This window comes from Hyphomonas sp. (genome assembly GCF_022844445.1).
GTDB lineage: Bacteria > Pseudomonadota > Alphaproteobacteria > Caulobacterales > Hyphomonadaceae > Hyphomonas.
The window spans coordinates 253,302-265,850 of record NZ_JALHLS010000001.1 but is presented as its reverse complement, the minus strand read 5'-3'; the positions used below and the strand labels follow the sequence as shown (position 1 = coordinate 265,850).

13 protein-coding genes are annotated in these 12,549 nt (G+C 65.2%); 6 read left to right on the top strand and 7 right to left on the bottom strand.

Going from position 1 to position 12,549, the window contains the following annotated elements; all coding sequences use genetic code 11:
• Window positions 1–28: 28 nt before the first annotated feature.
• The 5 genes from fdxA to Q0C17_RS01425 all read right to left on the bottom strand — a co-directional run bounded on the left by fdxA (window position 29) and on the right by Q0C17_RS01425 (window position 4,494).
• Window positions 29–370, bottom strand: coding sequence for a ferredoxin FdxA (fdxA, locus tag Q0C17_RS01445; RefSeq protein WP_291200202.1), 342 nt, complete (start codon window positions 368–370; stop codon window positions 29–31).
• A gap of 97 nt (window positions 371–467) precedes the next feature.
• Window positions 468–914: a TerB family tellurite resistance protein gene (locus Q0C17_RS01440; protein WP_291200199.1), complete on the bottom strand. Its 447-nt coding sequence runs from the start codon at window positions 912–914 to the stop codon at window positions 468–470.
• Window positions 911–1,210 carry an RNA-binding S4 domain-containing protein gene (locus tag Q0C17_RS01435; RefSeq protein ID WP_291200196.1) on the bottom strand — a complete coding sequence of 100 codons (300 nt, stop codon included), beginning with the start codon at window positions 1,208–1,210 and terminating at the stop codon, window positions 911–913. The genes Q0C17_RS01440 and Q0C17_RS01435 overlap by 4 nt, the downstream gene beginning before the upstream one ends.
• A 16-nt stretch (window positions 1,211–1,226) precedes the next feature.
• Window positions 1,227–3,959: a helicase-related protein gene (locus Q0C17_RS01430; RefSeq protein ID WP_291200194.1), complete on the bottom strand. Its 2,733-nt coding sequence runs from the start codon at window positions 3,957–3,959 to the stop codon at window positions 1,227–1,229.
• Between the two features lie 34 nt (window positions 3,960–3,993).
• Window positions 3,994–4,494 carry a pentapeptide repeat-containing protein gene (locus tag Q0C17_RS01425; protein ID WP_291200191.1) on the bottom strand — a complete coding sequence of 167 codons (501 nt, stop codon included), beginning with the start codon at window positions 4,492–4,494 and terminating at the stop codon, window positions 3,994–3,996.
• A 77-nt stretch (window positions 4,495–4,571) separates the two neighbouring features.
• Here Q0C17_RS01425 and Q0C17_RS01420 point away from each other — a divergent pair, with 77 nt between their 5' ends.
• From Q0C17_RS01420 to Q0C17_RS01400, 5 genes are read left to right on the top strand one after another with little or no spacing between them, the layout of a single operon-like run.
• The gene (locus Q0C17_RS01420; RefSeq protein WP_291200188.1) at window positions 4,572–5,444 is read left to right on the top strand and encodes a CoA ester lyase; all 873 of its coding nucleotides are present in this window, start codon (window positions 4,572–4,574) and stop codon (window positions 5,442–5,444) included.
• A 22-nt stretch (window positions 5,445–5,466) separates the two neighbouring features.
• Window positions 5,467–5,928, top strand: coding sequence for an SAM-dependent methyltransferase (locus Q0C17_RS01415; RefSeq protein WP_291200185.1), 462 nt, complete (start codon window positions 5,467–5,469; stop codon window positions 5,926–5,928).
• An 18-nt stretch (window positions 5,929–5,946) separates the two neighbouring features.
• Window positions 5,947–7,137 carry an acyl-CoA dehydrogenase family protein gene (locus Q0C17_RS01410; RefSeq protein ID WP_291200181.1) on the top strand — a complete coding sequence of 397 codons (1,191 nt, stop codon included), beginning with the start codon at window positions 5,947–5,949 and terminating at the stop codon, window positions 7,135–7,137.
• Window positions 7,134–7,688, top strand: coding sequence for a lipocalin family protein (locus Q0C17_RS01405; RefSeq protein ID WP_291200178.1), 555 nt, complete (start codon window positions 7,134–7,136; stop codon window positions 7,686–7,688). The genes Q0C17_RS01410 and Q0C17_RS01405 overlap by 4 nt, the downstream gene beginning before the upstream one ends.
• Window positions 7,685–8,086, top strand: a complete 402-nt coding sequence (locus Q0C17_RS01400) for a PaaI family thioesterase (RefSeq protein ID WP_291200175.1) — start codon at window positions 7,685–7,687, stop codon at window positions 8,084–8,086. Before Q0C17_RS01405 ends, Q0C17_RS01400 begins: the two co-directional genes overlap by 4 nt.
• Before the next feature lie 17 nt (window positions 8,087–8,103).
• Here Q0C17_RS01400 and Q0C17_RS01395 read toward each other — a convergent pair whose 3' ends face one another.
• Window positions 8,104–9,348: an acetyl-CoA hydrolase/transferase C-terminal domain-containing protein gene (locus tag Q0C17_RS01395; RefSeq protein WP_291200172.1), complete on the bottom strand. Its 1,245-nt coding sequence runs from the start codon at window positions 9,346–9,348 to the stop codon at window positions 8,104–8,106.
• Window positions 9,345–10,127 (bottom strand): enoyl-CoA hydratase-related protein, encoded by a 783-nt coding sequence (locus Q0C17_RS01390; protein ID WP_291200165.1) that lies wholly within the window; start codon window positions 10,125–10,127, stop codon window positions 9,345–9,347. The genes Q0C17_RS01395 and Q0C17_RS01390 overlap by 4 nt, the downstream gene beginning before the upstream one ends.
• A gap of 115 nt (window positions 10,128–10,242) precedes the next feature.
• Between Q0C17_RS01390 and Q0C17_RS01385 the strand changes: the two genes are divergently transcribed.
• Window positions 10,243–12,549, top strand: coding sequence for a S8 family serine peptidase (locus Q0C17_RS01385; RefSeq protein ID WP_291200162.1), 2,307 nt, complete (start codon window positions 10,243–10,245; stop codon window positions 12,547–12,549).

The window sequence follows — 12,549 nt, the reverse complement described above, 5'->3', positions numbered from 1 at the left end:
GCAGGGAGAATCAGGCCCGGGAGGCCGTTCAGTCACCAGTTCCGGGGTTCGGGCTGAAGTATTTCTCCAGTTTTCCCGTTTCCTGAGCAAACGCCTCCCGATCCTCTGGCGGGGCCTTCATCCGGGTGATGTTGGGCCAGATTTTCGCGTATTCGGTGTTCAGTTTCAGCCATTTGCTGTCCGGATCGTCTTCGGTATCGGGCTTGATCGCCTCGACCGGGCATTCCGGCTCGCATACGCCGCAATCGATGCACTCATCAGGGTGGATGACGAGCATGTTCTCGCCTTCGTAGAAACAGTCGACGGGGCAGACCTCGACACAGTCCATATATTTGCAGCGGATGCAGGCATCGACGACGATGTAGGTCATAGGCAGGTCAGTCTCGCGGGAGGTTGTCAGGCACGCCAATTGGCGGCGGCGCCGGTGAGTGTCAATGTTGAAGGCTCAATCGGGCGTGCAGATTCCCTCAACCTGCACTGGCGGCGCGGCCCTCGGCCCGCCTGCGCGCTTCGGCACGGGCCAGGTCATCGACATGCAGCAGGCCTGCAACATGGCGGACATAGGAATCCTCGATGTCCGATCGCTCGCCGTCTGAGAAGATCACCCGGTAGATCGCCTCGACGACCTTCACTCGGTCGGCCATAGCGAGCTTTTTTGCGTGTTTGGTAAACTGATGGCTGCCGACTGCTTCTTCCGCGAGGGTTTCGGCCTGGGCCAGCACCGCGTCGGCCTTGTCAGCGTCGAAGTCGAAGGATTCGAGCAGTATCTCGGCGATCATGTCGCTCTCGATGTTCACATAAACGCCGTCGATCAGCGCCGCTTCAACCAGCAATGCCCCAACGGCCACTTCCGGCGCCATCGGCAGCTCGGCGGGCGTTTTCGGGGAGAACAGGTTCTTGATTGATTTCATCATGGATCGGACTCCAGCGGCCGGTAGAGCGCCCGCGCCTCGTCTGCCGGTCCTCGCCTTGATCCAAGGTCCAGCACTTCGACGCTGAGAATATCCGCGCCTTTCCCGAATGTCACGATGTCGCCGACTGCCAGCGGCGCGCCAGGTTTGTCGGTGCGCCGGATCAGTCCGCCATGCGAAACGCGCAGGCCGGACTGGCGTACATGGGCAGCGGAGAGGGCCCGCGTGCGGAAAAACCGAGCCCGCCAAAGCCACACATCCGCGCGCACCGACGTATCACCGGCGGCGTCTGGCGTCATCTGCACATCTCTGGCGTCATCTGAACGGGCGGTACCGGAAGGCGGCAGGCGCGCGGGCCTCGGCGGGAGGCTTTTTCTGCCTAGGCGGGCGCGGGGGTTTCTCAGGCTTCGGCGGAGGAAGCAGGGCCGCAAGCGCTGCGAAGGGGCTGTCCGGGTCTAGCGGCTTTGGACGGCGTTCCTGGACCTGAGAAGCGCCGCTCTTGCGATTGTCCGGGCGGCGATCCGGACGTTGGCTGCCGCGGCTATCTGGGCGTCGGTCCTGGCGCGGCGCGCCTTCGGGCTTGTCGGCGTCTGCACGCGGCGGACGACGCGCAGGCTTTTCGTCCGTATCTGGACGGGCGCGCGCCACATAGCGCCACAAAGTCACCGCCCCGGTCTCGGAATTCTTCTCGGCGGGCGCGATGCCGAAGCCTTTCAGCACGGCGGGCCAGTCTTCGGCAGGGCAGGAGACGACCGAAGCAAGGTCGATCGGTATTTCGAACACGGCCTTGGCAGCGTCCTTGCGGCGCTTGGCGAGTTCCCAACCGAGGCGTTCGGCTAGGTCTGCGCGAACGGCGCGGCGGCCAAAACGCAGGTAGCCATTGGCGGCAAGCGCGTCTTCCGGCCAGGTGCCATCAAGGCCAAACGAGCCGGCGCCTTCCGGGGCGAGGGGATATTCCGTGGCCGCTTCAACCGCTTTCAGGATTGCAATCATCTTCTGCGCAGCCGGCTTCTGCGCATCAGGCGCATAGGCAGCGACGCGGCCAACTCGGATGCCGGCGGACTTCAGGGCCTCGCGCTGCTCGGGATTGAGGCGAGGGGCCGATTCATCCGTACGAAGATCAATCGAGGCGCCGCTCTCGAGAATGCGGAAGGCAAGGCCGCGCAGCAGACCTTCAAGCGCTTCGCCGGTTTTGGCGAAGGCCAGCTTGGCATGTGTCGGCAGCACGCGGCCGATTTCGCCGCGCACCCATTCCTCGATCCGGGTCAGCGCGGCTTGCCGCTCGGCCGCCTCAGCCTCGATGGCGCCAATCAGTTCGGTGCGGGGCGTCATCCATTGCTGCCCCTTGGTGAGGCGGGCGACCGGCGCTTCCTTGAATTCGATCTCGGCCGCTTCGGTCAGCTTGAAGGCTTCAGCCGGCGCTACCGCGATTTCGGCAAGACGCGCGCTCAGCATCGGGCGGACGGCGGCCATCGCGGCGCCGCGCACGGCCTTGCCTTCGAGCGTGCGCGCATCGACGGCGGGCTCGAAAGTTAGGCCTCGCAGGCGGCCGACCAGATGGCCCTCCACGGTCACGTCGCCGTTTGGCGTCAGGTCAGTCACGAGCGCATCTTCTTTCCTCAGGCTTGCGAGAAGGGCAGTGGTCCGCCTGTCCACGAAACGGGCGGTCAGCGCAACGTGTAGCGCGTCTGACAGGGAGTCTTCAATCTCCCGGGTCTTCTCTCGCCAATAGGCAGGGTTCTCGAGCCAGTCCTCGCGGTTGGCGGCATAGGTCCAGGTGCGGATCGCGGCGAGGCGTTGCTGCAGCTGGTTGATGTCGCCGCGCACCGAGGCGAGGTCGTCCATGCGGCGGCGCAGGCCTTCGTCGGAGAGGCGCGCATCCGGGTCGGCAAGCGTTTCGGCAAGGCCGAGGACAAGGCGGCCGTGGCCTTCCGGGCCGGCCTTGCGGAAGTCCGGCAGGCGGGCGAGATCCCAGAGGCGGCGGACTTTCCGGTCGCCGGTAACGTTTGGTCCGATGGCGCCGTCCTCGCTCATGCGGCGTAGTACCCATTCGTCGAGCGCACGCGGATTGTGGATCAGCACGGGATTGCCGGACGGGCGCTCCAGCGAGCGGATCAGGGATTTGAGGCTGGCGTAATCGAGTGCGGAATTGCGCCACTGAACGGCGTCCACCGGATCGAAGTGGTGGCCTTCTATGGCTCTCCATTCTTCGTCCGCGAAGGGCGGGCAGCTGCCGGTCTCGCCGAACTCGCCGTCGGTGCGGAACCGTCCGGCACGTCCCGCGATCTGCGCGCATTCCGCAAGTGTCAGCGGCCGGTGGCGGCGCCCGTCATACTTGGTGCGCGAGGCGAACACGACGCGGCCGACATCCAGGTTCAGCCCCATGCCGATGGCATCGGTGGCGACGATGTAGTCAACTTCGCCGGACTGGTAGAGCGCCACCTGCGCATTGCGGGTGCGCGGGCTCAGCGCGCCCATGACGACCGCCGCGCCGCCCTTCTGCCGGCGGAGGAGTTCGGCAATCGCGTAGACTTCCTCCGCGCTGAACGCGACAATGGCGGTGCGCTTCGGCAGCTTGGTGATCTTCACATGGCCCGCATACCGCAGTTCCGAAAAGCGCGGGCGCGGTTCTGTCTCGACCCCAAGCCTCAGCGCCTTCAGCAAGCCGCGCATCGTGTCGGCGCCGAGCAGCAGCGTTTCATGGTTGCCGCGCATGTGCAGGATCCGGTCGGTGAACACGTGGCCCCGGTCTTCGTCCTCGGCGAGCTGGATCTCGTCGATGGCGACAAAATCGGCACGTACGTCGACCGGCATCGATTCCACCGTGCAGACAAAATAGCGTGCGGTAGGCGGATGGATGCGCTCCTCGCCGGTTAGCAGCGCTGCATAAGCCGCGCCCTTGGCGGCAACGACGCGGTCATACACCTCGCGCGCCAGCAGGCGCAGCGGAAGGCCGATCATGCCGGTGCCATGCGCGAGCATCCGCTCGATCGCATAATGGGTCTTGCCGGTATTGGTGGGGCCGAGGATGGCCTTGAGCGTGGTCATGTGCGGGAAGGGGTGGGGACGGCGCGAGCTTAAGTCAAGCGCGGCCAGCGGTAAGGCGGCGGATCATGCCCTGCGCTTCAGGTTGGAAGGCGGGCGGCAGGATTGTATCTCCGTCATAGAGCGCGCCCGCAAGCGTCAGATCCTCACTTTCATTCCAGAGGCAGATCGCTCCGCAGAGGTTGGCGCCGGAGAGGTTCGCCAGGCGCAGCGTCGCTCCTGTGAAGTCTGCCCCGATCAGGCAGGCGGCAGAGAGGTCTGCGCCCTTGAGCGTCGCATGGCGCAGGGACGCGCCGCGAAGGTGGGCATGCCGGAAGGTGGCCGACATCAGCCGTGCATAGTCGAAACGGGCGCCTTCGAGGTTCGCCCAGTCGAGGCATGCGGCCCGCAGTTCGCAGTCCCGGAACACGGCGCCCGAGAGGTCGCGCCCGCTGAGGTCGGCGCGCAGGAAATCCTGCTGCTCGATGCTCGCGCCCCGCAGCTCGGCTAGGCCAAGTTGCATGATGCGTTCTGACCCCAGATAGTGGATCGAAATCACATATCTCTCCCATTCCCATGCGACAGGGTGGCGTGATTGGCGCTCGGGCGCAATTCCCCTGTCCGGCGGGTTTCCGTTTGACCCCAATCCGACGGTCCGATACCGGATGGACCGAATATCGGAAGGCCTGCCTCGTGTTCGTCTATCGCTCCTTTCTGTTCGTGCCCGGCGCCCGATTCGACCGGTTTGGGAAGGCCGTCGCCGCGGGCGCCGACGCCGTGATCATCGACCTAGAGGACGCGGTGCTGCCGGTGGACAAGGCGCAGGCCCGCACCGACACGCTAACCTGGCTCGGCGCCTGGCGCGGGCGCCACTTGGGTCTGCGCATCAATTCCCCGCGCACGGCGTTTGGCTGCGCCGACCTTGCCGCGCTCGCGGGTTCGGCAGCGGCCACGCGGGCGGATTTCCTCGTGATCCCAAAGGCGGAGACGGCAGTCGATCTGGAGATCGTCGCCGAAGCCCTCGGCCGGAAGATTCCATTGATTCCGATTATTGAAAGCGGCCGCGCCCTGGCGAACGCCTTCGAGATCGCGAAACAGGCGACCGGCGGAGTGTTGTTCGGGGGCGTCGATTTTTCCGCGAGCCTCGGCGCAGATCTTTCCGACTGGGATGCAATGCTGACCGCGCGCGGCACCATTGCGGCGGCTTGCGGATCGGGTGGCGTGCCGGCCTATGACGTGCCCTTTCTCGATACGGCGGATACGGACGGTCTCACGACCTCGACCCGAAAGGCGAAAGCGATGGGCTTTTCCGGCCGCGCCTGCATTCATCCGGGGCAGGTGGCGGCGGTGAACGCCGTTTACACGCCGAGCGCCGAGGAGATCGCCGACGCGCGCGCAGTGCTGGCAGCGATGGACGCAGCCGGCGGCGGCGTTGCGCTCCACAAGGGAAAAATGATCGACCGTCCTGTCATCCTCGCTGCGGAACGCCTGCTCGCGAGTGTCCGTTGAACCTGAAACCGGGAGTCCCAAGATGTCCTCCGTACCCGTCTCTCCAGTTGCCCATGTGCGCGGCGGGCGGGTTGCGCCGCAAGACGACCACTGGGGAAGCGAGCGCTCCGTGATCGTGCTTGCGGACGCATTCGCGCCGGAGGCGTTGTTCGGCCTCGACGCCTTCAGCCATGCCGAAATTGTTTTCCAATTCCATCTCGTGCCGGATGGCAAGGTCGAGACCGGCGCGCGCCGCCCGCGCGGCAATCCGGACTGGCCGCCTGTGGGCATCTTTGCGCAGCGCGGCAAGAATCGTCCTAATCGGATCGGCGTCACGGTCTGCCAGATCGTTTCGGTCAACGGCCGCGAGATTGAAGTTGAAGGCCTTGATGCCATCGACGGCACGCCGGTGCTCGACATCAAGCCCGTGATGCGGGAATTCCTGCCACGCGGAGAAGTTCGCCAGCCGGACTGGTCGCGCGAACTCATGAAAGATTATTGGTAGACCTGAAGGAACCCGGCCATGGCCGATACGATTGTGCATTCCGAAGCCGACGAGCGCCAGATGCTGGCCTCGATCCAGAAATGGCTCGAAAAGAAGGTGGCGCCCGTCGCGCTGAAGCTTGAGCATGACAATGAATGGCCAGCGGACCTTGTCGCCGACATGACCGAGCTTGGCCTGTTTGGCGCACTGGTCCATCCGGACTATGGCGGGCTTGGGCTTTCTGCGACGACCTATACGCGCATCGTCTCGCTGATTTCCGAGGAGTGGATGAGCCTGACGGGCATCTTCAACACACACATGATGATGGCGATCATCGTGCAGAAATTCGGAACGGAAGCGCAGAAGTCATACTGGCTGCCGAAGTTTGCCAGCGGCGAGATGCGCGGCGGGCTTGGCCTGACCGAACCGGATGCTGGCAGCGACCTGCAGGGGATCCGCACGGTGGCCAAACGCAAGGGTGACAAGTACGTCGTGAACGGAACGAAGACATGGATTTCCAATGCCATCGAGGGCCACTGCGTGGCGCTGCTGGTGAAGACTGATCCGGACGCGGTGCCGCGTCACCGGGGCATGTCGATGCTGATCGTGCCAAAGATCGATCCCGAAACCCGCAAGCCCCTCGCGGGTGTGCACAACGGGCGCAAGCTCGGTAAGCTCGGCTACAAGGGCATCGATTCTGGCGAGTTCATTTTCGAGGACTATGAGTGCGATGCGAGTCTCTGCCTCGTCGGCGGCAAGGAAGGCGAGGGCTTCTATATGGCGACCGGCGGGCTGGAGCTTGGCCGGATCAACATCGCCGCGCGCGGCGTCGGCATCGCGCGCCGGGCCCTGCGCGAGAGCGTCGCCTATTCCCAGGTGCGCCAGACGATGGGCAAGCCGATCTGCGAGCACCAGGCGATCCAGCTGAAGCTGGGCGAGATGGCCGCCAAGACACGCGCGGCGGAACTGCTCGTCGAAGATGCGGCGCGCGCTTACGACGGCGGCGAGAGGGTGGACATGGAAGCCGGCATGGCGAAATGGTTCGCCTCCGAGACGGCGCTCGAAGTGGCTACGGAAGCTATGCGTATTCATGGTGGTTATGGCTACTCCACCGAGTACGTGCTCGAGCGGCTGTACCGCGACGCGCCGCTGCTCTGCATCGGCGAAGGCACCAATGAGCTGCAACGGATCATCATCGCCAAGCAGCTGATCAAGAGGAATCCCGCATGATGTTCCGGCTGCTGACTATTATTCTGCTTTCCGCCTCTGTTTCAGCCTGTATTGCAGGCCCTTCGGGCCGGGCGAAGGATGCGACGGCGCTCGAGGCGGTCGCCTCAGTCGATGTTCCGCGGTACATGGGTCTCTGGTACGAGATCGCCCGCTATCCGACGAGTTTTCAGAGGGACTGCGAGGGCACGACCGCCGAGTACACGTTGCGCGCGGATGGCAAGGTGGATGTGCTGAACACTTGCCGGTTCGGGACCAAGGACGGCAAGCCGCGATCGGCGGCAGCGGTGGCGCGCGTGATGGACGGCTCGAACGGCGCGCGGATCTTCGTGAACTTTGCGCCGATCCCGCTGCCAGCAGGGCGAGGGAATTACTGGATCATCTATCTGGATGCGGACTATCGCCATGCCCTCATCGGCGAGCCATCAGGCCGCTTCCTCTGGATGCTGTCGCGCACGCCCACGGTCACGCCGGACATGCGTGCCAAGCTGGATGCAGCTGCCGTCACCGCGGGGTATGATCTTAGCCTGCTTAAGGAAACCGAGCAAAAATGAGTGACGCCCGACTGGAGGTGCTCGGCGCCTCCATGCCCTTCGCGAAACTGGTCGGGCTGAACTTCATCGATGCGGACAAGGCGCGTGTGCGAGCCACGGTTACGGTGGGCGCAGACCATTGCACCGCCGGGAGGATCGCACACGGCGGCTTCCTGATGACGCTGGCCGATTGTGCCGGCGCGATTGGCGCCTTCCTCAACCTGCCGGAAGGAGCGAAGGGTACAACAACGACCGAGAGCAAGACGAACCTGATCGCGGCGGCGCCTGTGGGCAGTGTGCTCATGGTGACCGCAGAGCCCGTCAGCATCGGCCGGCGCCTGCAGGTCTGGCAAACGCGGATCGAAACCGCGGAAGGCAAGCTCGTCGCGCTTACCACGCAGTCTCAGATGAATCTCTGAATCCAATCCTCATTCGGCTACATCCCGCGCCGCATGTCGTCCCAGGCGTTGGAGAGGGCGCTGCAATGGACAGGGTCAGCGATGGCGATGAGGGCGGCGGCGCGGGCGTCGAGATCGAGGCCCTGCAGGCGGGCGGCGCCGAATTCGGTGATGACGACATCCATGTCGGCTCGGGCGATGCTTGTGGCGTCAGGCGCGAGACGCGGGACAATACGGCTGACGGCGCCGCCGCGCGCCGTGGCTGCGAGGGCGATGATGCCGGTGCCGCCGCGAGAGACGCGGGCGCCGCGCAGGAAGTCGGTCGAGCCGCCAGTGCCGGAAATCTGCCGTCCGCTGATGAACTCCGAATTGGCCTGCCCGAATAGATCAACTTCGAGGGCGGAATTGATGGCGGTGAACTTCTCCAGTTCCGCCAGGCGCAGGATGTTGTGGGTGACGATCACCGGCTCGAAGCGGACTCGTGGCTCGGCGGCGAGACGATTGTAGAGGGCGTCGGTGCCGACGGCAACGCCGGTGGTGACTTGAAGCGAAGGATCGGCTTCGAGCATGCCGATGACGGGGTCCGACACGATGCCGGACCAGATGGAGAGGCCCTTGCGTCCGGCGAGTTCGGTCAGCACGGCTTGCTGGACGTTGCCAATGCCAAACTGCAAGGCGGCGCCGTCCGGCACCAGGACAGAGATGTGCCGCGCAATGTCGGCGAAGGCGGGTGCGAGTGGGGCCGGCGGGACGCTGAGCAGTGGTCCCAGGTCTTCCGTGACCTGCGAGAAGCGTGACAGCGGCACGCGCGGGGTGTGCGGCGGGGCAGGCATATGCGGATTGATCACGGCGAGCAGCGGCACTTCTGGGCGCGCGGCGAGGGCCGGGCCGAAATCGGCGCTGACGCCAAAGGTGACGTTACCGTCCGTATCCGGAGGAGAGACGAGCAGGATGCCGCCATCAAGCGGGGTGCATCCGATCCAGTCCCAGGATTGGAAATAGGTCATGGGCAGAATGCGCGTGCGCCCGCCCTCGAAGGAGGGGCGCAAGGCAGGAGCGAGGAAAGTGGTTTCGGCCTCGGCGGTCGGGTGCAGGCTTGCCCAGTCGGTCTGGTTGATGCCGGGCACCCATTGGCCGACGAAAGTGACACCTTGGGCAAGGTCGGGCCTGGCGCGGAAGGCTTCGGCCAGGCCGAGCGGCTCGCCGCTGCAGCCGCCGACGAAGAGGCGGGCGCGTTGCGGCAGGCTTGAGCGGAAGGCGGCGAGGTCGGCGGCGAGATTCATGTTACTTTCCAGTCCGGCTTGCGCTTGCCGAGAAAGGCGCTGACGCCTTCTCGGAAATCGGGGTTGGCGAAGCCTTCGAGGAAGAGGGCTTCAGCTTCGGAGGAGCCCGGCCCAAAGCCCGCTTCGAAGCCGCGCATCATCCGCTTGGTGGCGCGCACGGACCATTGCGACTGGGCAGCGATGTCGAGCCCCAGCGCGCGGGCGGCAGGCAGAATGCAGGACGCGTCCACGATCTCATCCACAAGGCCCATGGCGAGCGCCTCGCCGGCGCTGAAGATGCGGCCTGTGAAGAGGAGGCGTTTGGCGGCGCCCAGGCCTACGAGGCGCACGAGGCGCGCCATGTCGCCCGGCGGATAGACGAGGCCGAGCTTTGCCGGGGTGATCCCGAGGCCGGCGGTGGCTGTCGCCACCCGGATATCCGAGGCAACCGCGAGGCTGACGCCGCCGCCCACACAGGCGCCCTCGATGGCGGCAATGACGGGCTTGGGGCTCTCTTCTAGTGCGGCGAGGGCCCGGGCTATGGTTGCGCCGGTCTGGCGCGCTGCCGCCTCGCTGCCGTAAATCACCGGGAATTCGGAAATGTCGGCGCCTGCTGCAAACACACCGCCTCCGCCGCCATGCAGCAGGATGACCTTCACGTGCGGGTCCGCATTCGCCTCTGCAACCCGCCGGGGCAGGGCGGCCCACATCTCGAGCGAGAGGGCGTTGCGGCGCTGTGGCTGGTCCAGGATAATCTCGGCAAGGGGCGCGGCGATTTCTAGCCGGATGGTCTGGGTCAATTCTTGCTCCGCCGCTTCAAGGGGTTGGACACCGCCTCAACCTCGTCATAATCTCATCGCAGCGTTAACCTATGGGGCTGGGGCGTTCATTGGCAATCGCATGGGGACCACCAACATGTTGAATCGACTGACAGAGCGGCACCTGCGCCGGGTTATCCTGTCTGGCTTGGCAGGTACAATCCTGCTGGCCGGGTGCGGCCAGATCACCGAGCGGATCGACAGAGCGAAGGAAGTTGCCGAGACCTCGGCGGGCCAGATCAGCGGCGAAACCATCGTGGATTCCGGCGCAAGCAACCTGCAGACGGCATCTACCGAAGACCGGGCCCTCGCGGGCACTGTGATGGCCGAGTTCGTCGTCGACGAGGAAGAGCGCCCGATGTTTGCCATCGGCTCGATCATCGCGAAGCCGATCGATATTCCGCCGACGTCGGCGCTTGCCATGGAAGATACGGCCCTGTCTGCGGAAGAGCTCGAGTACTTTGAGGAAGAGTACTATTATGAGGAATCGCCCGGCTCGGGTGAGGTGCTGGAGTCCCTGCCACCCCCCGCCTCCGCGCCGGATGCTGCAAGTTCGCGCGCGCCCATCGAAGAAGCGGTGAAACCGGAGCAGGTGCTGCCCAAGATCACCCTCGATCCCCGCGCGGTCGCCAAGTCCGAGCGCGAAATCGCGCAAGCGGGCGCAGACATCGACAAGATGGTCGCCGAGGAGCCGCTTGCCCAGCGCCGCCTGAAGGGGCTCACCCGTGAGGAGTTCAAGGCGCTGCCGGTCGAGGAAAAGGCCGAGATGCGCAAGCTTGCCCGCCGGGCGCCCGTCTCGCGCGACACGATCAAGGCGCAGATTGATGCCAACTCGGTGATGCTCGACACGATGACAAAGTATGGCATCGGTGGTGAGGTGGCCCTGTCCCGCCAGGGACAGATGGTGATCCAGATCGGTGCGGACGGCGCGAGCCCGACCCAATTCCGGGGCGCCGGAATCGGGCCTGCAGATTTCCTCGCAAGGGCAGACGCTGCCGCTTGCCCTGAAGGCATTCAGCCGAGTGAAGTGGCCGGCGATCTGGCCTTGGCGACTGCCTGCGTGGTGCGCGACCTCCGGGCGTCCGGACAGTTCGAGTATGTCGAGCCGGATTTCATCTTCCAGAACCAGTTTGTGCGGCGGACGAAGGATGCCCCGCCCCCTGCTGGATCGGGGGGCACGACCGGTAGCTCGACGAAGCCGCCGACTTCCACCACCCCGGCGAACTTCTTGCCGAACGATCCGCTCTGGACGTTGCAGTGGCACTTCCGTGACCGTGGCGCGGCCGACGGGCGCACGGCCGGCGGGGCAGGCTTTGAATCCTTCTGGGCCCGCCAGGGCACGGCTGGATCCCGCAGCGTGGTTGTCGCCGTGATCGATACCGGCCTGCAGATGACGCATCCGGACATTGCCGGATCGCCCAACATCATGCCTGGCTGGGACATGGTCTCCGATCCGCGCATGGGCAATGACGGCGACGGACGTGACAGTGACGCGAACGATCCGGGCGACATGTGTGACCCGACCAAACCTTATGCCGCCGACAGTTTCCATGGCACGCATGTGGCGGGAACCGTCGGCGCCGCCTCGACAAACAACGGCGCCGGCGTTGCTGGCGGCGCGTGGAATGTCCGCGTCGTGCCGGTGCGGGCGCTTGGCAAGTGCGGCGGGCGTCTTTCGGACATCAACGATGCGATACGCTGGGCGGCCGGTCTTATCCCGGCCGAAGGCCCGGCTGATACCGAAGTTTGGAACGAGAACCCGGCCGACATCATCAACCTGTCGATCGGCCTGCTCGGCGCCTGCCCGGCCTCACTACAGGACGCGATCGATGCGGTCACGGAGCGCGGCGCGATCGTCGTCTCGGCAGCCGGCAATGCCCGCATGTCCACGAGCTTCTATGCGCCGGCTGGGTGCCGTGGTGTTGTCACGGTGGCGGCGAGCGATGCGCGCGGACAGATCACGCCGTATTCGAACTACGGGCCGGAAGTCACGCTCCTTGCTCCTGGCGGTGACCTTACACGCGATGACAATGGTGACGGCAAGCCAGATGGCGTTCTGTCGACCAAGGCGGCCACGAACTGCTACGACCCGGTGACGGGTGCGAGCGTTGCCAACTGCTTCTATGCCTATGAGCAGGGCACCAGCATGGCGGCGCCGCATGTGTCTGCGGCGTTGGCGCTGCTGAAGGCGCGGGCGCCTTCGGCCACAAAGGAAGAACTGATCGCGACGCTGACAGGCGCGCTGGATCCGCGCCAGCCGCTCCAATGTTCTGGCCTGTGCAGCCAATATCCCGGCACTACTCCGCTGACCGGCAATCCGGACATGTGTGCCCGGCCCTGCGGCACCGGCCTGCTCAATCTTTCCAGCATACCGGCCGCTGCGACAGGCGGGGGAGGACGCTGA